Below are 25223 nucleotides of genomic sequence, written 5' to 3'. Positions count from 1 at the left end.
GACAGTGTCAGCACTGTCGCCTTTTGTTTTTCTATGAAGGTGCGGGAGTTTCGGCCTGCGACTCGCTATCCGTTCCAAACAAATCGCTGCGTGCCGCCCGGCTGATCGCCAATACTGCAGGGTGGGTCAACTTACGTTGCACCGATATGGCATAGAACTGTTCACGAATATCATCTGTCTGTCCAAGTAACTGCACGTCATATTGGCGTATCAATATATCGGCAATCACGCTGGGGGCAGCAAAAAAACCGGCACCTGCCTGACCGAAGGCGCTCATCAGCGCACTGTCATCAAACTCGCCAACGATGCGCGGATGCAAGTCATGCTGATCAAACCAGTGCAACAGCTTGGCTCGCAGGGCAGCATCTTCACCGGGCAATAAGAACGGTGCGGCTTCCAGCTTGTGCGGAAAATCACGGGGATATTGCTGGCGCAAGGCAGACGTGCCAAAGAAACTGATTCCACATTCACCCAGCAAATGACTATACCCACGTACATTCACAGTCGTTGGCATGGGGCTGTCGGACATGACCACATCCAGTTTATGGGTCGCCAGGTCGGCCAGCAAGACTTCCATCTTGCCCTCCCGGCAATTAATACGCAATGTCTGGGGCAATTTCAAGGCGGGTTCCAACAAACGATACGCCAGCGCCTTGGGCAAGGCATCCGATACCCCCACCCTTAGCTGCACCGTTCTTTCTGTAGGCCGGTGGTGCAAGACCTCTTCCAGCTCTTGCCCCAAGGCAAAAATATCTTCTGCGTAACTCAGCACCAGGCGACCTGCCTCGGTTAACTCAAGGTTGCGCCCACTCTTGCGGAACAGTGCTTCCCCCTGAATCTCTTCAAACAGGCTTAATTGGGCACTGATGGTTTGAGGTGTCAGATGTAATTGCTCACTAGCACGGGCAATACTACCGGCCTTGGCAACCATCCAGAAGTAATGCAGGTGTTTGTAATTGAGGGCAGGCATATGAAAGTGTGTAATGCATTAATACATCGATTTTTACGAATGATAATTCAATTATATTCGACTTTTATTGTTTGTTAGCACGGTCTACACTTTCATTACCTTCTGTTGAGAAGGTGAAGCAATTCGCTCTTGATGAATTACTTCAACATTTCAGGAGAAAAACATGAAAATTATCAGTCGCTCCACACCACGTGACGTACAAACGGTGTCCTATGTGGATGGCAGCATCAGCGCCGGTCACAAAGTCTTGCGTAACACCTATATGTTGCTGTCGATGACCTTGCTGTTTTCAGCAATGACTGCGGCAGCCACCATCGCCTTTGCCATTCCGAGTCCAGGCATGTTGCTGACGCTGGTTGGCTATTTTGGCCTCTTGTTCGCCACTACCAAACTACAAAATAGCGCATGGGGTATTGCTTCCGTCTTTGCTCTGACTGGCTTCATGGGTTATACCCTGGGCCCCATCCTGAGTCATTACCTGGGTATGCCCGGTGGTACCGGCATCGTCATGACAGCAATGGCCATGACCGGGCTGATCTTCATGGGTCTGTCTGCCTACGTATTAATCAGCAAACGTGATTTCAGTTTCATGGCCGGCTTTTTAATGATAGGCATGCTGGTGGCTTTTGTTGCCAGCCTGGGCGCGATTTTCTTTCAGATCCCCGCCCTGTCTCTGACGATTTCCGCAGTCATCGTGTTGCTGATGTCCGGCATGATCCTGTTTGAAACCAGCAATATCATCCACGGTGGTGAAACCAATTACATCATGGCGACCGTCAGCCTGTACGTCACGATCTTTAACCTGTTCACCAGCCTGCTGCATTTGCTGGGTGTTGTTGAGAAAGAATAATAATGTTGCATTCCGTCGCTCAGCCCTGGATGTGGGCAGTATTTATCGGTTTTGTTTTGCTCATGTTGGCAATCGACGTGCTGGCCCTTGGTGGTTCGCGCGCCCATAAAGTCAGCGTCAGGGAAGCGGCGGCATGGTCACTCGTCTGGGTCAGCCTGGCTTTGCTGTTCGACTTTGGTCTGTGGATTTATTTGTCGGACACCGTAGGCCGTGAAATTGCAACCGCGAAAGCCACGGAATTCCTGGCTGGCTATGTCATAGAAAAATCACTGTCAGTCGACAATGTGTTTGTTTTCCTGCTGATCTTTGGTCACTTTGCAGTACCAGCCCAATATCAGCGCAAGGTTTTGCTGTATGGCGTACTGGGTGCGATTGTGATGCGCATCCTCATGATCCTGGCCGGTAGCTGGGTCGTAGCCCAGTTCTCATGGGTGCTGTACCTGTTCGGCATTTTCTTGCTGGTGACCGGTATGCGCATGCTGGTGGCGGCGGAGCAGGAACCCGATCTGGAAGCCAATCCGGTGTTGCGACTGGCAAAAAAATTGCTGCCTTTCACCAAAGAGTTTCGCAGGGAAAAATTCACCGTCAAGGAAAATGGCAAACGCCTTTTCACGCCACTGTTTCTGGTGTTGATACTGATAGAAATTTCTGACGTGATCTTTGCAGTGGATTCCATCCCGGCGATTTTTGCAGTGACGACCGACCCCTTCATCGTCTTCACATCCAACATCTTCGCCATCATGGGCTTACGTGCACTGTATTTCTTGCTGGCTGACATGGCAGACCGCTTCCATTTACTGAAATTCGGTCTGGCCTTTGTACTGATGTTTGTCGGTATCAAGATGCTGATCGTGAAATGGATGCACGTGCCGACCAGCATATCGTTGATGGTGATAGCCGGCCTGCTTGGCGCCTCTATTGTTGCCAGTCTGTTTGTCAGCAGGAAAAAAATTTAATACAGAAATCCATGCGCTAAAACGCTGATGCAGTAATCAATACATGAGTCCCTTTGGCACATCACAGCAAGACCGTGATGTGCTTTTTTTCGTCAGGCAGGTAAATCCATGTACTGGGAGTGATGCGGCTGCCCAAGCAATTCCAGAGGAACGGGGTTGGGTCCGGATACCGTCATGCTATGTGTATCATCCGCAATGTTCGCGACGCCAACCACATCCACTTTGGTATCATGCGTGCTTGAGGTTGAACTGACAATAGTCGTCAGGTAGGGGTTGTTGGTACTCTCGATGAACTTGCCATTCATATCCACCATTATTACTGAGACAATGCCGCCATTTTTGACCATGCTTTGCAGTTGCGCAGCATCGCTCGTTCCGAGATTAAAATCTACCGTCGAATCCAGCGGCGATATCGTGTCGTCAACCGCAACAATCTGGCCATTGATCTTCAAATAGGCTTTGGTGAAGCTATATTCCCAACCATTAATACTGGCCTTGACCAGCAAATTGGTATTTGAACTATTGATCGTATTGGCAGCCGTCGTAGTACCACCAACAGGAGTCAATATAATGTTGCTTGCTGGGGTTCCGTCTTTATTTGTATAAATGGCGCGCATTTGGAAATCCCACAATTTAGTACTGATGGAATACCCCGAAGTATTCGTAATGATCAGGCTCAAATTGTGATTGGTGAAATAGTCATCATAGACCTGCTTTGCAGTTTTGTTGTCAAACACAAAATCCAGCACAGTGTCGCTGGCACCGATATTACCAATTCTTGCAAGTACGCTATTCCCTTCCATTAACATTGCCGAACCGCCGGTATTTTGCCCGGCCACTATCGTGTATTTAATTTCACTCATCACAAAGTTATAGGTAGGCTGATTCAGGTAAGCAGTAATATAGGTACCCACTTTTGGCAGAACAGGTGGCAAGGCGTAAGAGTCTATATAAGCACGACTGCCATACTGATTGGCTTGCAAAGTGGGATTATTGGTACTCTCGATAGCATTGCCATTGAAGTCAACGACTGCGACGGAAACCACACCGCCACTGTTAATGAGATTTTGCACCTGTGCACTGGTGACAGCGAACACATTGAAATCGACGGTGCTGTCACTTTGTAAAATAAGATTATCGGAAGCGACAACCTGTCCATTGATTTTCAAATAGGCGGTACTGGTGAAATATTCCAGACTATTGATATTCGCCTTCACTGCCAGAGTGCCCGCACTACTGGTGTAGATACTGATGTTGGAGGCCGGCGTACCTGCTTTGTCTGCGTAATCAGGGTGGATTTTAAAATCCTTCAACCTCGTCGAACTGGTATTACCTGCGGCATCAGTAAGCAGCAGACTCAAGCTACTCGATGTGCTCGTAAAATAGTCGGTGTAAGCCTGCCTGGCGAACGCAGGATCAACCTGAAAGTTCAACGTAGTCGCGTTGGCACCGATGTTTGTTACCTTGGCAATCACTGCGCCGTTTAGCAGCAAGACGCCGCTTCCGCCTGTGTTTTCGCCAGCCAGAATATTGTACTGAAATGAATTCATCACAGGCACAACACCGCTCCCTGGCAGATTACTCCAGGAAGTGATGTAGGTACCTGACGGCGGCAGCATGGGTGGTGTCGAGTCAAGCAACACCGCAGTTTGTGCGCCTGTCTTGCCGGTATTTCCAAAAATATCACTGACCTTCACACCCAAAGTTTTCGTACCATCGCTACCCCAGTATGCATTGCCAGGTATATGGATAACGGCCTTGTGCGCAAGCACTTCATCCAGCGTCAGCACATGGGTGATTGGAGTATAAAACGAACTATTACCATTCATCAGCTCCAGTTGGAACCCAGCAGCAGCCTGTACCCCTGTCAGGTCGACAATGACATCCATGCCAGTGGATTTTTCTGCAGCACTAATACCGTTGCTGGCTTCTGCAATTTTCAGCTGTTGAGTAGGCACCAGTGTCGGCAAAAGTCCCGTAGCGGTGACCGTTGACAAGATATTGCGCATCACTTCAAACGTGTATGCAGAACTATAGCTGGCCGCTTTGGCAGCTGTATCCAGGCTCGTTGTAAAGCCGGCAGCAAAATTCAGCTTACTGTCTATGGTGGCACCATCCAGGCTTTGTGGCGTCGCGCCGTTAACGATGGCCAATGCGGCCGTGCCCAAATTCACCGCACCGCTGTCAATCTGGGTAGACCAGTATTTCAGGCCCGCGTCATCCACTGTCCGTCCAAACAGGTTTTTATACAATGCGGTCACCACGTCTGCCGTGGTTTTTCCACCGTACATCAGTTTGTACTCTGACTGCTCACTAAAGGATTGCGCCAGACTAGGCAGCGATATTTTATTGGCATCAAGCTGGCCTTCCCAGTATTGCAAACCCGCCACGTCAGCAGGGCGGTTAAAGTAAGCGATATATAACTTTTGGATGGTACTGGCGTTGATGCCCATGAAACAGCCTTTCTATCAAGAGGACGAATGATGTTTAAACAACATCGCTTCAATATAAATAAGTGCGGCAATATGCAGGCCGCTTCAGGTGCGGGATCAGGGCAGGGTGGGGAAAGAAATGCGTTTGTAGTTAACGTGACAAATACCGCGCATTCAAACAGTTATGACAAATTGAAACAGGCTTTTTTAACTTGTTTGCAATGTATTTTCTGCCTGTTTATCCGGCTTTTACTGAGCTTTCCGTACTGACATTGGAGTGATACAGCGTTCTCCAGGATCAATTCGCTGCATGAGCCGACTTTATTCGACCCATATTGTAACAAAGTATTACAGCTTTGCAATATGAACAATTATGCGCATGATTTAAATCCCCTGAAGACTTTGGATGAGGCCGAAAAGCCATGCTTATTCGCTAAGGTTTGTCTCGCCATGTTCATCTGCGTGTCACCAAACTGCCTGTGGCCTCGACCCAAGCCCTTGATTTGACGTATAATTTACCTTCTGTTGCGCCGATTTGAGATTCAGATTGCGGGCGCGTAATAAGTGCTGCTAAAAGGATGTCGCCCGATCCGCCTGCATGCATGCATGAGCCGATCGGGTTTTGTTTTATCAGGACTGATACAAAACTGCTGCCGCTTATTCCTTGCTGCAACAATCTTGCATAAGCCCTGCTTTTTTGAGTAAATATCATCATGACTACGACCCTGCCTGTATCTGCCCTCGAAACCCGTTTGCGCGAACTGTTGCAACAACGCATCCTGATACTCGATGGCGCCATGGGTACCATGATCCAACGCTATAAACTGACGGAAGAAGATTATCGCGGTGAACGTTTCAAGGACTTTAGTGGGCCAGAAACCGTGCGTGAACTCTTCGTCAAAGGCAATAATGAACTGCTGTCACTGACGCAGCCGCAGGTAATTGCCGAAATCCATGAGCAATATCTGGCAGCCGGTGCCGACCTGATAGAAACCAATACCTTTGGTGCCACTACGGTAGCGCAAGACGATTACCATATGGCGCATCTGGCCTATGAGATGAATGTCGCCTCTGCCAAAATTGCACGTGCTGCCTGCGATAAATATTCGACACCGGATAAACCACGTTATGTGGCTGGCGCTCTGGGGCCGACGCCAAAAACGGCATCGATTTCACCGGATGTGAATGACCCTGCAGCACGCAACGTCACTTTCGATCAACTGGTAGCGGCCTACCTGGAACAAACCCGTGGTCTGGTTGATGGCGGTGCCGATGTACTGCTGGTGGAAACCATTTTTGATACGCTGAACTGTAAAGCTGCGCTGTTCGCCATCGATCAATATTTTGAAGAAACCGGCACTCGCTTGCCTATCATGATTTCTGGCACGGTGACCGATGCATCTGGCCGTATTTTGTCGGGCCAGACCGTCCCCGCTTTCTGGAATTCGGTACGTCATGCCAAGCCGCTGACTGTCGGCCTGAACTGCGCACTGGGTGCTGCCCTGATGCGTCCGTATGCAGAAGAGCTGTCAAAGATTGCCGACACCTTTGTCTGTATTTATCCGAATGCCGGTTTGCCCAATCCCATGAGTGATACCGGCTTTGATGAATTGCCTGCTGATACCTCGGCCCTGCTGAAAGAATTTGCCGAAGCTGGCTTCATCAATATCGCCGGTGGTTGCTGCGGCACCACGCCTGCACATATCAAGGCGATTGCTGACATCCTGCAAACCCAGAAACCACGCGATATCCCGACCGTGCCAACAGCCATGCGCCTGTCGGGCCTGGAACCATTCACGATAGATGAAACATCGTTGTTCGTGAACGTAGGTGAGCGTACCAACGTCACCGGTTCGAAAGCCTTCGCCCGCCTGATCCTGAATGAGCAATATGATGAAGCCCTGGCGGTTGCGCGCCAGCAGGTGGAAAACGGCGCGCAGGTCATCGATATCAATATGGATGAAGCCATGCTGGATTCATTGGCAGCAATGACACGCTTCCTGAACCTGATTGCTTCTGAACCCGATATCGCTCGCGTGCCCATCATGATTGACTCGTCAAAATGGACGGTCATCGAAGCAGGTCTCAAATGCGTGCAGGGCAAGGCCATTGTCAATTCGATTTCCATGAAAGAAGGCGAAGCCGAATTTCTGCGCCAGGCCAAACTGTGCAAACGTTACGGCGCTGCCGTCATCGTCATGGCCTTTGATGAAAAAGGCCAGGCTGATACCTATGCGCGCAAGATAGAAATTTGTGAGCGCGCTTATCGCCTGCTGGTCGATAGCCTGGATTTTGATCCGCAAGACATTATCTTTGATCCGAATATTTTCGCGGTCGCCACAGGTATCGAAGAACACAATAACTACGCTGTTGACTTTATCGAAGCCACGGCATGGATACACAAAAACCTGCCCGGTGCCAAGATCAGCGGTGGCGTATCAAATGTCAGTTTCTCTTTCCGTGGCAACGACCCGGCACGTGAAGCCATCCACACTGTATTCCTGTACCACGCCATCAAGGCTGGCATGACCATGGGCATCGTGAATGCCGGCATGGTCGGCGTGTATAGCGAACTGGATGCGGAGCTGCGTGAACGTGTAGAAGACGTGGTGCTGAACCGTCGTGAAGATGCCACCGAACGCATGATAGAAATCGCCGCGACCCTGAAGGCTGGCGGCAAGAAGGAAGAAGCCACGCTGGAATGGCGTAACGAATCGGTAGAAAAACGTCTGTCACATGCGATGGTGCATGGCATCACCAACTGGATCGTGGAAGATACGGAAGAAGCCCGGGCTGCCATCATGGACGCGGGTGGCCGCCCTATCCAGGTCATTGAAGGCCCGTTAATGGCGGGTATGAATATCGTCGGTGACCTGTTTGGTCAGGGCAAGATGTTCTTGCCGCAAGTGGTGAAATCTGCCCGCGTCATGAAGCAAGCTGTGGCTCACTTGATCCCGTACATTGAGGAAGAAAAGAAACGCAGCGGCGACAACAAGCCCAAGGGCAAGATTGTCATAGCCACTGTCAAAGGTGATGTGCATGACATCGGCAAAAACATCGTCACAGTGGTCTTGCAGTGTAATAATTTTGAAGTGGTGAACATGGGTGTGATGGTGCCGTGCTCTGAGATTTTGGCCAAGGCCAAGGCAGAAAATGCAGACATCATTGGCCTGTCGGGCCTGATCACGCCTTCACTGGAAGAAATGGCTTATGTGGCGAAAGAAATGCAGCGCGATCCACATTTCCGCATGCTCAAGATACCGCTGCTGATCGGTGGTGCCACCACCAGCCGTGCCCATACTGCGGTGAAGATTGCACCGAATTATGAAGGCCCGGTCGTGTATGTGGCTGATGCTTCCCGTTCCGTGTCCGTTGCACAATCGCTGCTGACTCCAGAAAGCCGCGATCAGTATATTGCTGAACTTGGCAGCGATTATGACCGCATCCGCACGCAGCATGCGAATAAAAAAGCCACGCCTATGTTAAGCCTGGCACAGGCCCGCGCGAATAAAATGAAAGTGGATTTCAGCGGTAGCAATGCACCGGTCAGGCCGAAATTCATCGGTCGCCGCATCTTCAAGAATGTTGATCTGGCGACTATCGCCAGCTATATCGACTGGGGTCCATTCTTCCAGACCTGGGATCTGGCAGGCCCTTATCCTGCCATCCTGACCGATGAAGTTGTAGGCGAAGCAGCCAGCAAGGTGTTTGCCGAGGGGCAGGCCATGCTGAAGAAGATCATAGAAGGGCGCTGGCTGACAGCCAATGGTGTGGTGTCATTGCTGCCTGCCAATACCGTGAATGACGACGATATAGAAATCTATACTGACGAAACACGTAAGCAGGTAGCGTTCACCTATTACGGTACACGTCAACAAACCGAAAAACCCATCATCGACGGCGTGCAAAGACCAAATCAATGCCTGTCTGATTTCATCGCACCAAAAGACAGTGGCATACAAGATTACATAGGCATGTTCGCCGTGACAGCTGGCCTGGGTATAGAAAAATATGAAAAGCGCTTTGAAGACGCGCATGATGATTACAGCAGTATCATGCTGAAGTCACTGGCGGACCGTCTGGCCGAAGCATTTGCCGAATACCTGCATGAACGTGTGCGTAAAGACCTGTGGGGCTATGCAGCGAATGAAACGCTGAGCAATGAAGAACTGATCAAGGAAGGCTACAAAGGTATACGTCCAGCGCCAGGCTATCCGGCTTGCCCTGAACATACGGTGAAAACTGAGATGTTCAAGCAAATGCAGTGTGAAGAAATCGAAATGTACATCACTGAATCCTGGGCCATGATACCGGGTGCGGCTGTCTCAGGTTTTTACTTTGCCCATCCTGAATCCAAATATTTCAGCGTAGGTAAAATTGCCGATGATCAGGTCACAGATATGGCGGCACGGCGCGGTGTACCAAAAGAAGAAGTTGAGCGTTGGCTGGCGCCCAATCTGTAATGAGAGAGTAACAGGTTCTTGGCCACGCAAATTGCGTGGCCAAGAATGCGTTCTAATGAGCACTTTGCTCTACTTGCCATTTAAGCAAAGCCTGACCGACATTGTCGATCACCCCATCCCAATCCCGTATTTTTGGTTGACGCCAGACACGAGCCGTCGGGTACCAGGGGCTGTCATCACGATCCAGAAACCAGCGCCAGTCAGGACTGAATTCCACCATGACCCAGGTTGGTTTTGCCATTGCACCAGACAAATGGACAATGGATGTATCAACAGTAATCACCAGATCGACAGCATCAACTATGGCTGCGGTATCCAGAAAGTCATGCATGTCCGCACCAAAATGACGGACATTGGGATAATCGCGTAATACCGCCTGATCGCTTTCAATGACATCTTTTTGCAGGACGATAAAATCTGCATCTGCATCAAACAGCCTGCGGACCAGATTAAGGTTGATGGAGCGGGTCCTGTCCTTTTTGTGGGCCGGATTGCCTGACCATGCAATTCCTATCTGTGGCCTGCCACTTTGGCGTGCCAGTCTTTGACGCCATGCCGCAGTCCGTGAGACTTCACTTTTAATATAAGGAACTTGTGCAGGAATGTTTTCAAATGTGGTTCCCAGCAAAAGTGGAAGGCTCATCATCGCGGCGAAATAGTCATAGGCCACTTCATCGCCAAACAGGCATACTCCATCCACCCCTTCAACCTTCTCGAGCATGGGTTTGATTGCATTCGAAGCGACCAGGATCAAATGGCACTTACGCGCTTTCAATAAGGGGATATAACGCAAATATTGTATGGTGTCGCCAAAACCCTGTTCGGTGATCAATATGAGTGTCTTGCCTGTCAGATCCTGCGTGCCACTCCAGCGGGCTGGTTGTGGAAGCGAGGCGGCAAAATCGTCGATCTGCGCCATCTTGAAGCGCCATTCGGTATTCCTGAATCCGTTCTTGAAATCACCAAGCAATAATTGACATATCCCTTCACTGAAACGGATGTCCGGAAAATCAGGGAACTGCACCTGCGCCAGTTGATAAGTTTTAATCGCTTCTTCAACCTTGTTTTGCTCCAGCAAAGCGCTGGCCAGATCGGTGTACAACATCAAGGAATTTTTTTCCAGCGACAATGCATGGGAAAAACAAGCTGTCGCCGACGCATAATCCAGTGCCAGTGAATACAGGTTTCCCTTGTAGTAATGAAAATCACAAAAATCCGGAAAAAGTTCCAGCGCCTTGTCAATGATGACATTAGCTTCCTGCAACTGGTTGCGCAAAATGTAGGCCATACCCAAATCACGGTATGCCAACATAAGACTGGGGTCCAGGTCTATTGCTCGCTGATAGCCAGTAATACTTTCTTCTATCTCACCCCTGTCAAACAGGATGCTGGCAAACATGTAATGGACATCCGCATTGGCCGGGTCAAGATGTAGTGCTTTTTCAAGATGATAATGAGCACGCAGACTATTTTTTTCTTCAAGGTACAAATATCCCAATCTGCTATGGGCTCTGGCAAGGTTCGGGTCAAGCTTCAATGCCTGCTCATACAAATCTTTTGCCTGTAACAGGCGACCATCGCTAAACAAGACATCTGCTTTGGTCAAGACCTCTGGCCCGCTAGGGGCGCTGGTCTGCACCGTCGGCACCGGTGCAGATTTGGCAGGAGTAAAAAATTTCTTGATCAGTGTCAGCATAGAAAAGCTCTATTTCCCGATTTCTTTCATGACGATATTGGTCAGTTCTTCCACCACATCTTTGTCGAAACCCTGTTCCAGCAAATGCCATTTGAAGACATTGCCAAACTGCGCTTTTTTATAGATGTTCAAGCGATGTTCAAGCTTGAAATTGTGTATTTTCTGTTCTAGCTGCTGCAAGATTTTTATACGCTTTTTGAACGTTTTATCTTTTTTTGCAGCGACCTCCGTTGGCATTTGAGCAACAACAAATTCAGCCAACTGCAGGCCAAAATCTTTTGCCTCTTTCGCACTAAACCAACTAATCATGACTTTCCTTTTTGTGGAATCAACACTGATGCATTGCAGCGATATGTGACGGGTGGAATTATCTCCTTCCCTGCACTGCCTATCATTATACTAATGAATCAAAATCCCAAAATGGATAATTCTGCTGAGTAACATGCCTGGGAATTTGCCCACATCTATGTTTGTAAACGAATTGCGCCAACAAAATGTCGCCTGGTGAATCACTGAACGACATCCGGGTGGAGTTCACGTAGTTGCTGATTGTTCATTACTTCTTAACTTGGTCACTTAAACAGGTAACCGACATTCAGACGAATACACAGGTACCAATGCTGATATCTTTCCAACCTTTGTAGTTGTGCCTCAGATCACTCTGGTCCAGGACGAAAAATATAACCAATGCAGGAAGTGACGCTGAAACTGTACTGACCATGGTTACTAAAACCGGCTATTTCATGTGAACTGAGGAGTCTGATCGAGGTCGAACCAATGCGCTGCACAAACAAAAATGCACAGAAATACCTGTGAATTTGTCAACAAAATTTGATATTCGTCAGCGTGATGATCACATGCGGGTTGTTACACTTTGTTTCATGCGTGTATGATCCCATTCACATTCCATTACCGTCTAATGGCAAATTGGCCTGAAAATATACAGATATCGTTATGATTGATTCCTTGCCCATAGAAAAGTATTTTGCCCGCAACCTCAAAATCAAGCACCTGCGCTTGCTGGTGGAACTGGCTGACAAGCAGACGGTTGCTCAGGTTGCGGCCTCTTTACATGTCAGCCAACCGGCCGTTTCCAAGATGCTGGGTGAAATGGAGGAAGGAATAGGCGTCAAGCTGTTTGAAAGAGCAGGACGTGGTATAAAACCAACGCCTTCTGGTGAATGTTTGATACGGCACGGCAGAGAGGTTTTGTTTAATTTACAAAAAGCCCATCAAGAGATGCGCTCACTGGCAAGTGGTGCCGTGGGCAAGGTCACGATAGGCATCCTGAGTGTGGTGTCGACCACCATCATCCCAAAGGCGGTCAAGATTCTCAAAACCAACTGGCCCAGCGTCACCATACGCATCATGGACGGTACGGTAGACCAGCAATTACAAGACCTGAACGAAGGCAAATTAGACATGATCATTGGCCGCGTATTTTCTGAGCGTGCAGCCGAACATCTGCAAGAAGAAGTCTTGTATGACGACCCACTGGTGATTGTCACATCGAGTAAAAACCCACTAGCGCATCGTGACAACCTGACCTGGAAGGACTTGAACAATTTGCCGTGGATACTGTCGGTGGAAGAGTCACCCACCTATAAGCGCATGGTCAACCTGCTGGCCAAGAACGGTGTCAACAAACCAACCGATGTCATCGAATCAGTCTCCAGGTCGGTCAACCTGCCCTTGTTGATGGAGCCACCACGCCTGGGCTTGCTGTCACTGTCAGCGGCGCGCCAGTTGGTAGCGGAAGGGGTGTTGCAAATACTGCCACTGAACCTGGGGCCACTACCCAGCCCGGTCGGCATGATCTGGAACAAGACCCGCCCGCTATCCCATGTCGCGCTGACTTTCCAGGATTGCATACGGCAAGCTTCAATGGCGTACAAGAATATGCTGATCAGTTGAGGCAGAACTGTTGCAAGCGCACGGTTCTGATCAACCCGGCTTGAAAGTCTGCCATGAAAAAAGCTGCTCTGATTTACAATGTGGCCAGTTTCTTCGCCTGGACAATCAATGCAAACAGATCAATTATCTTACGGTTCAGATCAGTCAGGACTTATCTGCGGTTATGTTTTTGCCCGTGATCAGCCTGGCAAACTCATCCATACCAAGGATGCCGTGGAATGGATGCAATCCAGGCATAATGCCAGGGATGATTCTTTTATCTGGTTGCACTTCAACCTGTCGAATGTAGCAGCAGAGAAATGGCTGCATGAACATGCCAATTTACCTGAAGAGTTTTTTGAAACCCTGCATGAAGGCTCACGCTCCACCCGTATCGAGCATGCTGATCACAGCCTGATTGCCGTGGTCAATGATGTCCTGCATGACTTTGCCTTTGAAGCATCCGACATCGCCACCTTGTGGCTGAATGTCACTGCCAACGTCATGATCAGCGCCAGGCGCAAACCACTGCAATCAGTGGATCGTCTGCGCAATGCCGTCAATCAGAGTGAACATTTCAGTTCACCGACCGAATTACTGACCCATTTACTGCGCGACCAGGCCGATGTGCTGATCGGTATCGTACGCAGCGTCATCAAGCGTATCGATGATATCGAAGACCATTTGCTGGCAGACCGCCTGAATCACAAGCGTGCCAACCTGGGTGAGTTAAGACGAGTATTGGTACGTCTGCAAAGACTGCTGGCACCGGAACCGGCTGCCCTGTTCCGCCTGCTGCAAAGACCACCGGTCTGGGTGGCAGAACGCGATGTGCAGGAACTGCGTCAATCCACCGAAGAATTTGCCGTCGTACTGAGCGATATGGCATCGCTGCAGGAACGCATCAAACTCTTGCAGGAAGAAATTGCCGCCAGTGTCAATGAACAAAACAACCGCTCCCTGTTTGTGCTGACCGTCGTCACCGTGCTGGCCCTGCCGATTAATATCATCGCCGGCCTTCTCGGTATGAATGTCGGCGGCATCCCACTGGCACAACACGAAAATGGTTTCTGGATCGTGGTTGCCATCGTGGCGACCTTTACCCTGATTGCCGGCTGGCTGGCGTTCAAGAATAATAATAAGGATTAGGGCCTATCATGCGCGTCACTTTTCTCATCATCCTGATATGCATGAGCCTGCTGGCCTGCGCAAAAAAAGAAGACTCCGTCGGAGGTGCCAATGCAGTTGAAGCCAACAGAACGGATAGTAGTAACAAGACGCTGGCCTATGCGCATTTCCTGGAACTGGAAGTAGAAGAACAAAAAATTGCTCTCATGCATGAGGAGGCACAGCGATTCTGCCTCAGCCTGCAAGCCGAGCATTGTGTGATACTGGAAGCCAAACTGGATACGGGGCGTTATGCAAGTGCCCGGCTGAAATTTCGCGCTGATCCGGCAGGCATTAAGAAATTACTTGCCAATTTGAACAAACAGGGCGAAGTCATTCATCAATCGGTCACGGCTGAAGATCTGGCCAGTCCGATTCAGGATAACCAGAAAAAACTGGCCATGCTGAATGACTACCGCTCCAGACTGGAAGTCCTGCGCAGCCGCGCCAATGCGGACATTGACGCCCTCATCAAGACCAGCAAGGAATTGGCCAGCGTACAGGAACAGATAGAATCCCTGTCTGGCAAGCGTGAACAACTCTTGCAAAGGGTAGAAACCGAACTGTTGAGCGTAACGTTGACGCCGGACAATAGCCACTCTTTCAGTCAACCCATCAAACTAGCCCTGTCTGGATTTGGCGGCAACCTGGCGCATGGCCTTGCAACAGCAATTACCGGCATCGCGTATCTCCTGCCATGGTCCATCGTGCTATTCATCTGCGCCTGGATAATACGTTGGTTGTGGAGGAGGAAAAAGACAACTGCCGCGAAACCATAAGGGATTTTTTACAAAGAAAACCCGTGGGGAAAATCCTCAACTTCTTTAAATTTGGCTCGACCCGTTCATTTTCACGAAGGAGCATCACATGCACAAGATCTTGTCTCGTCTGTTTGTTGCCAGCAGCCTCGGCCTGGCTGCAATGCTTGATCAGGCAGCAGTGGCAGCAGATACCTCTGTCAGCAATGCAGAACTGGTCAATCAGGTCATGCAGACTGAACGCGCATTTGCCAAAACCATGGAAATACGCGATCACCAGGCCTTCAGCCAGTTTCTGTCAGAAGAAACGGTATTCTTTTCCGCAAAAAAAGTATTGCATGGCAAACAGGAAGTCGCCGCCGCCTGGAAACGCCTTTACGACAGCCCGGCAGCACCTTTTTCCTGGGCACCAGAGACAGTCGAGGTTCTGAACTCTGGTCAACTAGCCCTGAGTACTGGGCCAGTCAAGGACCCGCAGGGGAAAATCATCGCCACCTTTACCTCCATCTGGCGTCAGGAAAGCCCAGGCGTCTGGCGTATCATCTTTGACAAGGGTAATGATGTCTGCGACTGTGTCAAACCCTGATCAAAACCGACAAGTATCTGCGATAAGGTACTGAATTCAGACATAAAACCCACACCGTAGTGTATTTATAACTATTTTTGTAAAAAGCTGTTGTACCATGCGAACTAGATGACTTACAGACATATACGATATGGGATGACTATACTGAATGCGGTTTGAAGACACAACGAGAAGAAGTCTTGAGCCAAAACTGATCGCGAACCTGGCGAGAATAAACATTCCAATGACAGGGTCTGTCATCCAGAAACGGGCGTCATGACTGATATTCATACACAGTTTATTGAGCTTTCTCAGCTACGCATAGGGATGTTTGTATACCTTGATGTCGGCTGGATGGACCACCCTTTTCCTGTTTCCAATTTCAAGATCAGCAGCCAGTCGCAGATTGACACCATACATTCGCTGGGTCTGGAACGTATCCGTTACGCCCCCGAAAAAAGTACCCTTGAAGCTAACGCCGGCAAAACCGACAACAAGATTCCCGAACCGCGCCCGCAGGAAAGTGCTGCCAGTCAGGCTGCCAGGTTAAGGCGTGAACTGCTGGCCAGCCAACAAGCCAGTCTGCAGGCATGCGAGCGCCAATTTGCTCATGCGGCACAAACCTTCAAACAGGTTACAGAAATCGTCCATGCCCAGCCTGTGATGGCCAGGGAACTGGCGGAACAACTGATACAAGGTTTTTTGGGAGAAATCCTGGGTGAAGATGAAGCCGCCATCCGCCTGTTGTCAGAAAAGGCAGGGGAGAAAACCTCGCTGCATTCGATCAACGTCACGGTCATTTCCCTGCTGCTGGGGCGGGCACTGCATCTGAGCAAGGCCGACATGCTGGACCTGGGCATAGGTGCCATCCTGCATGACATAGGTAAAATCGAATTACCGGACCGCCTGCGCTGGCAAGATGAACATTTCAATCATGCCGAAAGCCAGTTGTATCATGATCACGTCATGCACAGCCTGCATCTGGCGCGCAAAATGGGCCTGTCGCCGAATGCCATGCTGCTGGTTGCACAGCATCACGAATATGCAGACGGTAGCGGTTATCCGCGCCACGTCATTGGTGATCAAATTGGACCTATCAGCCGTATTGTGGCACTGGTCAACCATTATGATAATTTGTGCAATCCAGCCAATCCGGCACTGGCAGTGACGCCACACGAAGCCCTGTCACAAATTTTTACCCAGCGCAAAGCACAATTCCACCCGGCGACACTGACTGCCTTCATCCGCATGATGGGCATTTATCCGCCAGGCTCGGTCGTGCAACTGACGGACGAACGGTATGCCATGGTGGTATCGGTGAATTCCGCACGTCCCATCAAACCCAAGGTAGTCATCCATAACCCATCGGTACCACGCGAAGAGGCACTGGTCATCAATCTCGAACATGAAAGCACGCTGTGCATACATCGCAGCCTGAAACCTTTACAGTTACCGAAAGCCGCCTACGATTACCTGTCTCCCCGCAAGCGCCTGTGCTATTTCTTTGAGCGAGGTCTGGAAATTGGTCCAGAGGGAGAAAGCGAGTCGGCACCATGAAAGCCCAACAATGGCAGCCGCTGATAGAAGGCATGCTGGAAGCCATACTTCTGGTTGACCCCATACAGTTACGCATCGTTGCCGCCAACCGCGCCATTCACCAGTTGTTGAAAGTGGCACCAGACAGCCTGATCGGGCGTGGCATCATAGAATTGGCGGCAGCACCAGAAGATGTATTTTTTTGGGAAGATGTGGCAGCCGGCTTGTCTGACAACATCCATTCAGAAACCATGTTGCAACGCGCCGATGACACCATCGTGCAAGTGGAGCGACGGGTAAGCCTGGTCAAGGTAGGTATGGAAAGCTCCATCTATGTCGTCGCCATTCATGACCGCTCCAGCCAGAGGCAGGTGGAAAATGAATTGGAAAAGCTCATCGCAGAATTAAGGGCAACGCTGGAATCAACGGCGGACGGCATCCTGGTCACCGACCTTGATGGGGCCATCCGCAGCTACAACCACCTGTTTGCAGAACTGTGGGGCTTGCCCGACGATTTGTTGACGCAACGCGATGATGATGCCATCTATGCCTGGATGGACAAGTGCATGCTGGACGCCAATCACTATACAGAAAGACTGGGTACCATCACCCGCTCGCCGCTGATGGAAGCCACCGATGTACTGGTACTACGTTCAGGCAAGATACTCGAACGTGTCACCTTGCCGCAATATGCACGTGGCCGCCCGATAGGTCGTGTTTATTCCTACCGGGACATTACCCAGAGGCTGGCCGATGAAGCACGTCTGCAACTGGCCGCCAAGGTATTTGAATCCAGTACCGACGCCATCTTCATTACCGATGCCGAACAAAAAATTATCACCACCAACCCCAGCTTCGAAAGGCTAAGCAGTTATAGCGAACCAGAAATGGTGGGCAAGACACCGAAAGAATTTTTCTATGAAGAAGGCAATACCGAACAGGTGGAAAACCTGCTCAAGGAATTGGAAAATCTCGGTTTCTGGGAAGGTGAACTCTGGATAAGGCGTAAGAATGGTCATGCCTATCTGTGTATGATTTCTCTGGTCAAGGTTGTCGATACACAAGGCAAGGCACTGAACTACATCGGCTTTTTCAAGGATAGGACAGAAACCCACACCGCCAAGCAAAGAATTGAGGAACTGGCATTTTCTGATGTGCTGACCGGTTTACCCAATCGCCTGCTGCTGCAAGAACGTATCAAACAATCGATCACCATTTCCAGCCGCAGCAACAGCACGTTTGCACTGCTATTTCTTGACCTTGATCATTTCAAGCAAATCAATGATTCGCTGGGCCATCCTTTTGGTGACCGCGTCTTGCAACAAGTCACCGAAAGACTAAAAAAATGCATACGTCAGGTAGATACAGCATCACGCCTCGGTGGTGATGAATTTGTCTTGTTATTGCATGAAGCCGATGCCGAAGGCGCAGAGATTTGTGCCCGACGTGTACTGGACGAATTGTCGGCACCATTTTCCATGGACGGCATGAACTTTACCGTCACATCCAGCATAGGAATTGCCCTTTACCCTGCTGACGGTACCAGCATGGCGGACCTGATCAAGAATGCCGACAGCGCAATGTATTACGTCAAGGAACGTGGTCGTTCTGATTTCCGCTTTTATCAGCGCCAGATGAATATCGGCCTGCTGTCACGCATGAAACTTGATCACGCCATGCGCCAGGCTCTGGAACATGATTTGTTCCGCCTGCATTATCAGCCGCAAATAGAATTAAATACAGGCAAGCTGCTGGGCGTAGAAGCCTTATTGCGCTGGACCGACAAGGATCTGGGTGAAGTCAGCCCGGCACAATTCATCCCCATCGCAGAAGAATCCGGGGTCATCGTCCCCATTGGCAACTGGGTCATGCAAACCGCCATTCGCCAGGCAGCCTTGTGGAATAAGGGGGGCAATAACATGCGGGTTGCAATCAATGTATCCGCATTGCAGTTCCAGCAATCCAATTTTGTGGAAAGCATTGCCATTGCCTTGCAGGACAATGCGCTGAAGCCGGAATGCATAGAGTTGGAATTGACCGAATCCATCCTGATACGCGATGTCGAAGAGACCCTGAAAAAACTGCAATCACTGGCTGACCTGGGCGTAAAACTGGCGATTGATGACTTTGGTACTGGTTATTCCAGTCTTAGTTACCTGAAACGCTTCCCCATTTACAAATTGAAAATCGACCGTTCGTTTGTTGATGCACTGCCCGCCGATGAAAGCGATATAGCCATCGTCACCGCTATCATCAACCTGGCGCAGGCGTTGAAATTGCGCGTCATAGCCGAGGGCGTGGAAACTCCGCAACAACGCGACTTACTGCAGAAACTGCATTGTGATGAAATGCAGGGCTATCTTTTTTCACCTGCTGTATCAGCAGAAGAATTTGAAAAACGTTATCTGTCCTGATGAACGTACCTCCTTCCAGAACCCTTTTCTATTGCAGAATGGAGCTCTACGAAGGTGCCTTCCAATAACGGGAATCGTCACGGATTTCAGCAATTTGTTCAGAAGTCAGGTCGTTACTGACCAGTTCACGGCTATCCATGGCCATGCTACCAACCTTCATGCTGGCCTTCAACAAATAAGCATAACCAGTCATCGTGTCACGCATTACGCCGTCACCATGCAAATAACGCAGCCCCATCTGGAATTGAGCGGTAGACAAACCCTGATCAGCGGCCAGGCGTTCCCACTGTGCGCCCAACTCGCTATTTTTTTCAACGCCTTCACCATCCTGATACGCCAGGGCAAGGTGATGCTGGGCGCTGGCATTGCCCTGCTGGGCTGCCTGCTGGTACCAGAATACAGCTTCGTCAGAATTGACTTCGACGCCCTTGCCGGTCGCATACATATACCCTAGGGCCAGTTGGGCAGATGCCATGCCTTGTACTGCAGCACGGCGGAACAAGCGGAATGCCTGAACTTCATCAGCTTCTTCGCCTTCCCCCATCAGATACATGACACCCAGATTTGCCTGTGCACCGGCATGCCCCTGATCAGCGGCCTGCTCCAGCCAATAGGCCGCTTCCTGGCGGTTTTGCATATTCTCGTCACTATCCAGATATAACAGACCCAGCATGTTCTGCGCCTGTGTATCACCAAGTAAGGCCCAGCGACGGACTTGCATTTCATCATCAAAGTCATCGTCACCCAGGGCGGATGCGCAAGACAGTATGATCGTCAATACTATCAACAGATGTCGCCATTTTTTCATCTCGTCCTCACCTGTCATATTGCCTGAGTCCAAATGCTACGCCCGGGAAGTTGCTTAGGTGTTTCGCAACTGTTGGAATAGGTAACAAAATGTAGCCCAGGGTTCAGGCTGGCAACGCAGGGAGTGTCCCGAAATTCGGAATACGACGGGTGCGATGGTGTTGTCGTTGACACTCCAACTCAGAAAATGCAAAGGCGACGCGGTTCGCTACTGGTCTTGTAAGCTTGCCGCCCAACTTCCAGCAATGCATAAGCGTCAATCGTGCCGATGGAGCACAGGACCAGCGGCAATCAACTCTGCACAATAGGCAGTCTGTTCGTCGCTTTCAATTCTCGCAAGGAAATATTCGATCGTATGCTCGACACACCAGGTAACTTTCTCAGCACGCTCTCCACAAAGTGGCTGTAATCATCAAGGTCCTTCGCGACAACCTGCAATAAAAAGTCTGCTTCACCGGTCGTGTTGTGGCAGGTGAGTACATTGGGGCAGGTTTGAATAATTTTCTCGAACTCCGCAGTCACCTTTTCGCTATGCTGTGTACAGGAAATCTGCACAAATGCCATCACGCCAAGACCCAGCTTACGTCGGTTCAGCGTCGCCTGATAACCTTCTATCACGCCCAGCTCTTCCAGGCGTTTCAAGCGCCGCCAGCAAGACGCTTCGCTCAACGCAAGCTGTTCCGCCAATTTGGCGTTGGATAATCGGCCATCGCGTTGAAGACGATCCAGAATACCAGCATCTACTTTATCAAGCTCATCCATTTGGCGAAATTCTTTCAAAATAAATAGGAATTTCGAAAGGATATTTCAACCATTACTAATTTTCAAGCATAAAAAGCAAGGTAACTTCACGCTAAATGTTCAATAATGATTGAATATTTCAAAGAAGGAGTCTCCTATGAAAGCAGTGATCTACGAAGCCTTTTCCGCACCTCCGCAACTTCAGAATGTTCCTGACCCGACGCCAGAAGTACATGGGGTCGTCGTCAAGGTCATGGCCACCGGCGTTTGCCGGAGCGACTGGCACGGCTGGGTCGGGCATGATAGCGATATCCAGCTCCCCCATGTTCCGGGGCACGAGTTGGCGGGAATTGTCGAAGCGGTCGGCAAAGGTGTGACGAAATGGAAAATCGGAGACCGCGTAACCGTCCCATTCGTGAGTGGGTGCGGCACCTGCCCTGAGTGTTACTCTGGAAATCAGCAAGTCTGCGACAAACAGTTTCAACCGGGTTTTACCCATTGGGGTTCGTTCGCCCAGTACGTGTCCATTCATCAGGCGGACATCAATCTGGTGGCATTGCCTGAGACGCTTGATTTTGCCACTGCCGCCAGCCTGGGATGCCGTTTTGTAACGTCGTTTCGCGCCGTCGTTGATCAGGGCAAGACTTCCGCAGGACAGTGGGTGGCAGTTCATGGTTGCGGTGGTGTGGGGCTATCCGCCATCATGATCGCCAACGCGGTTGGTGCCAATGTCATTGCCGTCGACATTTCCGAAGAAAAGCTGCGCTTGGCCCGTGCATTGGGCGCAGTTGCCACCGTGAATGCGGCAGAGATCCCCAATGTCGCCGAAGCTGTCATCGAAATCACACAAGGTGGTGCCCACGTTTCCATTGATGCTCTGGGACACTCCACAACGTGTTTCAATTCGATCAGCAATCTGCGCAAGCGCGGCAAGCACATTCAGGTTGGACTCATGCTGGCGGCGGATAGTATGCCTGCCATTCCGATGAGCAAGGTCATTGCGTACGAGCTCGAAATCCTCGGTAGCCACGGCATGCAGGCGCATCGCTATGGCGCCATGTTAGCGATGATGCAATCAGGGAAACTTGCCCCTGAAAAGCTCATAGGCAAGACCATCAGCCTGGAGCAATCGATTGATGCCTTGATGAACATGAACAAATTTGAAGGTGTGGGCGTGACCGTGGTGACCAAATTCTGAAGAATGTCCAGAATAGGTGCGGGGAAGTTCAGGTCCTTACAGCCGCTGTAACCGGCTTGGCGTGTTTTATTTTCCGTTTTCTGAGGCTACCGCAATACATAAACGCGAACACAGGGTAAACTTGGCGGCAACCCACCACGTCAATCTACATTCAAGGACCGCCAACGTGAGCGCCAAGAAAAAGCTACGCATAGGACTGATCGCCAATCGCTCGCACCAGGATGCAACTAATTCTGCCCTGGTACAGCTACTGCATGGTGCCGGTCCGGCGCTCAGACATTTGCAGGCAGAACTGGTGATCGTTGGCCGTACCCTGGATGCAATTATTTCTCACGGCTTGCTGGAAACCTGTCCCAGCGTCGAGCGTTTCCCTTATGGCAGGGAAGGTGGCTTGATGAAGCTGGTATCACGTGTCGTTGATACTGATCCGGCACGGGCGGTGGACGCGGTGATATACCTGATTGATCCAGTCGATCCTTCGTCCATTTTCCCGGAAGCACAGGCGCTGAAACGCCAGTGCGTTATCCACCGCAAACCCTTCCTGGCGACCCTGGCCAGCGCCCGCGAATGGCTGGAACTGGAAGCCACGGCAGCCGGGGCCAGCATTGATGCCCGCCTGAACAACAGCTTTCAACTGGAACAGGAAGGCATCGCCCTGATCGCCCATGATGCGATGAAAGAAAGCATGCTGGCCATGGCAGAGAAACATTTTGCCTTGCTCGATCGCTTTGCCTATCGCTATGCCACCGGTACCACCGGTGGTTTGCTGAACCGCCTGGCGCAGAAAATCAAAGGGGAAGAAGCTGGAAAAAACTGGGTACGCCCATTTTTATCTGGCCCACTGGGGGGCGACGCACAACTGGCCGAGCTGGTGCTGGATCGCCAGATACGCCGCATCCTGTTTCTGGAAGACCCACATGTGGCGCGCCAGCATGAGGCCGACATCCAATTGCTTGAAAGAGCGGCCCGCACCGTCACTGATTTTTCCCAGGTCATCAGTGAAGTCAGTGGTGCAGACCGCTGGCTCAGCTTGCTCACGCAAAGAGTGGCGATCTGAACAATCAGGCTGCGGTTGCTGCTGTAGTAGTGACAGTAGCGGCCGCAACGTTCTGACCTGACAGACGTTTCAATCTTTCCAGTGTGCTTTCGCCAGTATTGTCACCCTGGGCTACCGATTTGCGGATAGCATCAATCTCGGCTGCCTGATCCATCGGCTTTTGCGTGATGTCGGCGACGATGCGCAAGCCAGCCGCCTCGTTGCTGACATTTTGGGCGCGACGGGTCAGCGCATTCAATGCTGTCGAATGACTTTGCATGCCAGACAGATTGCTCAGTTGTTCCTGTCTTTCGACACGCAATTGCTGCAGATCTTTCTGCGCTTTTGCAGCAGCCAAGTTTTGCAGGGCTTTTTTTGCCGCGGCATCAAAGTCTGCCAGTTGCTTGGAGAAGGCATCAACGATTTTCTGCAACTCGTTCATGTATTCCTGGGCATCGGCTTCTTCCTGAACTTCAATCGGCAGACGAGCCTTGTTGGCTTCCAGTTCATCACAAAACAGGCTCACCGTTGCTTCAGAAATTTTACCTGCAGCCAAGCGATCTGCCAGCGTTGCCGAGGCTTTTTCGTCGTTAGCGATCAAGTCACGCAGACGCACGACATCGGCGTGTTCCTTGTCGAAAGAGGCACGTGCTGCCGCCAGCTTTTGCGCGGTTTCGCGCAGGGTGGCTGCCAGCCGGTCACGATCGGCTTCCGTTGCTGTCTCCGGGTCAAAATTGGCGATGGCTTCCGATACTTTATCGCCCAGGGCACCAAAGTGTTTGGAAATCAGACGTGCAGTCAGGCCCCAGCCATTCAAGTTACTCATGTTACTTCCTTTCAGTGTGTGACGCGGTCAGTGTTGTGCTTCAAGTGCTGTGCTTCAGCGGTTTTACTTCAGGTTCTGTGCTGCATAAAAACGGTGCTATTGCACCAGTAGCCTTTCCGCTTCCAGCGGCAAAGCAATCATAAAATCGACGTGGATGCCGCGCTGTGTAGCGTCACCATCCTTGCTGCGCAAAATTTCTGTACTGATCAGCAATAATTCTGTCTGCCCGCCCTCTGCTGTCAAACTGCGGCGATAGGGCATGAAAACCACTTCCTGTTGCAGGCCATGCTGGCCTCCTGCATCATCAATGCGGGTTTCCAAACCCTTGACGGGTGCCACAAAATCCAGCCCCGGGTCACCGATATCGCGGTCGTACACCAGGCTGTCGGCATCGGCAAACACCGCATCCAGACTGGACTCATCCCACCCTATATCGGCCAGTTGCTGACGCCACAAGCTATAACTGCGGTCGCCCAGGCCAGCACCGTTTTCTCCGAGAAAGGCTTGCTGGTCTTCCACCGTTTCGGGTATCACGCGGGTCAGGTGGCTGCAATACAAAAGCTCCTGCAACTGATCATTCGCATCGCAATACAATTGCAGGAATTTTTCGCCGCTTTCCGCGTCGCAATTCAGGTAATAGCGGTACATCTTGCCGGCGATCGGTAACTGCACGCGGCTGATTGCTACGATGCGGGTTTCAGCTTCATCCGGCATGACGATCAGCGAGCCCTGGCTGATGGCACGTATCAATGGCGTCTTCTGCAAATTCACCACGCTACCGATGCGTGCGTCCAGCGGCAGGGCGGCATCTTGACGGCCTTGCTCTACGTGCCTGTCCTGCGGGCTTTGCTTATCGGCGTCCGGCTTGCCGAGGATTTTTCCTACGTATTGATATGCATCTTTCCAGGCCATGGT

General features: G+C 50.7%; 20 protein-coding genes. 11 read left to right on the top strand and 9 right to left on the bottom strand.

Annotated elements, in window-relative coordinates; translation table 11 throughout:
* Positions 1-31: 31 nt before the first annotated feature.
* A complete protein-coding gene (nhaR, locus tag AC1RVX_RS03245) occupies positions 32-970 on the bottom strand; it encodes a transcriptional activator NhaR (RefSeq protein WP_493215131.1) in 939 nt (312 codons plus the stop codon).
* 163 nt (positions 971-1133) lie between these two features.
* On the opposite strand from nhaR, the gene AC1RVX_RS03240 reads away from it, so the two are divergent.
* Together AC1RVX_RS03240 and AC1RVX_RS03235 are read left to right on the top strand one after the other, a co-directional pair.
* Entirely contained in the window at positions 1134-1820 is a 687-nt protein-coding gene (locus AC1RVX_RS03240) for a Bax inhibitor-1/YccA family protein (protein WP_493215130.1), read from the top strand.
* A 2-nt stretch (positions 1821-1822) separates the two neighbouring features.
* On the top strand, positions 1823-2776 hold the full coding sequence (locus AC1RVX_RS03235) for a TerC family protein (RefSeq protein ID WP_493215129.1): 954 nt from the start codon (positions 1823-1825) through the stop codon (positions 2774-2776).
* A gap of 92 nt (positions 2777-2868) precedes the next feature.
* Here AC1RVX_RS03235 and AC1RVX_RS03230 read toward each other — a convergent pair whose 3' ends face one another.
* Both AC1RVX_RS03230 and AC1RVX_RS03225 read right to left on the bottom strand, forming a co-directional pair.
* Complete coding sequence (locus AC1RVX_RS03230) at positions 2869-5229, bottom strand: DUF4214 domain-containing protein (protein ID WP_493215128.1); 2361 nt, start codon at positions 5227-5229, stop codon at positions 2869-2871.
* Between the two features lie 433 nt (positions 5230-5662).
* Complete coding sequence (locus AC1RVX_RS03225; protein ID WP_493215127.1) at positions 5663-5923, bottom strand: hypothetical protein; 261 nt, start codon at positions 5921-5923, stop codon at positions 5663-5665.
* On the opposite strand from AC1RVX_RS03225, the gene metH reads away from it, so the two are divergent.
* On the top strand, positions 5922-9671 hold the full coding sequence (gene metH / locus AC1RVX_RS03220) for a methionine synthase (RefSeq protein ID WP_493215126.1): 3750 nt from the start codon (positions 5922-5924) through the stop codon (positions 9669-9671). The genes AC1RVX_RS03225 and metH overlap by 2 nt on opposite strands.
* A gap of 52 nt (positions 9672-9723) precedes the next feature.
* Here metH and AC1RVX_RS03215 read toward each other — a convergent pair whose 3' ends face one another.
* Both AC1RVX_RS03215 and AC1RVX_RS03210 read right to left on the bottom strand, forming a co-directional pair.
* Positions 9724-11367, bottom strand: coding sequence for a tetratricopeptide repeat protein (locus tag AC1RVX_RS03215; protein WP_493215125.1), 1644 nt, complete (start codon positions 11365-11367; stop codon positions 9724-9726).
* Positions 11368-11376: 9 nt separating this feature from the next.
* The gene (locus tag AC1RVX_RS03210; protein WP_493215124.1) at positions 11377-11676 is read right to left on the bottom strand and encodes a hypothetical protein; all 300 of its coding nucleotides are present in this window, start codon (positions 11674-11676) and stop codon (positions 11377-11379) included.
* A 645-nt stretch (positions 11677-12321) separates the two neighbouring features.
* Here AC1RVX_RS03210 and AC1RVX_RS03205 point away from each other — a divergent pair.
* The 6 genes from AC1RVX_RS03205 (at position 12322) to AC1RVX_RS03180 (ending at position 19700) form a co-directional block, all read left to right on the top strand.
* Positions 12322-13281 carry a LysR family transcriptional regulator gene (locus AC1RVX_RS03205; protein ID WP_493215123.1) on the top strand — a complete coding sequence of 320 codons (960 nt, stop codon included), beginning with the start codon at positions 12322-12324 and terminating at the stop codon, positions 13279-13281.
* A gap of 108 nt (positions 13282-13389) precedes the next feature.
* Positions 13390-14409, top strand: a complete 1020-nt coding sequence (locus AC1RVX_RS03200; RefSeq protein WP_493215122.1) for a transporter — start codon at positions 13390-13392, stop codon at positions 14407-14409.
* An 8-nt stretch (positions 14410-14417) separates the two neighbouring features.
* A complete protein-coding gene (locus AC1RVX_RS03195) occupies positions 14418-15206 on the top strand; it encodes a DUF4349 domain-containing protein (RefSeq protein WP_493215121.1) in 789 nt (262 codons plus the stop codon).
* A gap of 88 nt (positions 15207-15294) precedes the next feature.
* Positions 15295-15771, top strand: a complete 477-nt coding sequence (locus AC1RVX_RS03190) for a YybH family protein (protein WP_493215120.1) — start codon at positions 15295-15297, stop codon at positions 15769-15771.
* Between the two features lie 255 nt (positions 15772-16026).
* On the top strand, positions 16027-17307 hold the full coding sequence (locus AC1RVX_RS03185; RefSeq protein WP_493215119.1) for an HD-GYP domain-containing protein: 1281 nt from the start codon (positions 16027-16029) through the stop codon (positions 17305-17307).
* Positions 17304-19700, top strand: coding sequence for an EAL domain-containing protein (locus AC1RVX_RS03180; protein WP_493215118.1), 2397 nt, complete (start codon positions 17304-17306; stop codon positions 19698-19700). Before AC1RVX_RS03185 ends, AC1RVX_RS03180 begins: the two co-directional genes overlap by 4 nt.
* 46 nt (positions 19701-19746) lie before the next feature.
* On the opposite strand, the gene AC1RVX_RS03175 is transcribed toward AC1RVX_RS03180, so the two are convergent.
* Positions 19747-20508 carry a tetratricopeptide repeat protein gene (locus tag AC1RVX_RS03175; RefSeq protein ID WP_493215117.1) on the bottom strand — a complete coding sequence of 254 codons (762 nt, stop codon included), beginning with the start codon at positions 20506-20508 and terminating at the stop codon, positions 19747-19749.
* 290 nt (positions 20509-20798) lie between these two features.
* Entirely contained in the window at positions 20799-21269 is a 471-nt protein-coding gene (locus tag AC1RVX_RS03170) for an Lrp/AsnC family transcriptional regulator (RefSeq protein WP_493215116.1), read from the bottom strand.
* A gap of 136 nt (positions 21270-21405) precedes the next feature.
* Between AC1RVX_RS03170 and AC1RVX_RS03165 the strand changes: the two genes are divergently transcribed.
* Both AC1RVX_RS03165 and AC1RVX_RS03160 read left to right on the top strand, forming a co-directional pair.
* Entirely contained in the window at positions 21406-22446 is a 1041-nt protein-coding gene (locus AC1RVX_RS03165) for a zinc-dependent alcohol dehydrogenase family protein (protein WP_493215115.1), read from the top strand.
* A gap of 166 nt (positions 22447-22612) precedes the next feature.
* The gene (locus AC1RVX_RS03160) at positions 22613-23503 is read left to right on the top strand and encodes a methylglyoxal synthase (RefSeq protein ID WP_493215114.1); all 891 of its coding nucleotides are present in this window, start codon (positions 22613-22615) and stop codon (positions 23501-23503) included.
* A 4-nt stretch (positions 23504-23507) separates the two neighbouring features.
* Here the strand turns inward: AC1RVX_RS03160 and AC1RVX_RS03155 are convergent, their stop codons facing one another.
* The gene (locus tag AC1RVX_RS03155) at positions 23508-24308 is read right to left on the bottom strand and encodes a hypothetical protein (RefSeq protein WP_493215113.1); all 801 of its coding nucleotides are present in this window, start codon (positions 24306-24308) and stop codon (positions 23508-23510) included.
* Positions 24309-24404: 96 nt separating this feature from the next.
* The gene (locus tag AC1RVX_RS03150; RefSeq protein ID WP_493215112.1) at positions 24405-25220 is read right to left on the bottom strand and encodes a DUF2491 family protein; all 816 of its coding nucleotides are present in this window, start codon (positions 25218-25220) and stop codon (positions 24405-24407) included.
* Positions 25221-25223 lie beyond the last annotated feature (3 nt).

Source organism: Undibacterium sp. GW821-FHT11B02 (genome assembly GCF_058808955.1).
Note: the sequence above shows the minus strand (reverse complement) of the source record. Positions and strands in the feature narration are given on the sequence as shown.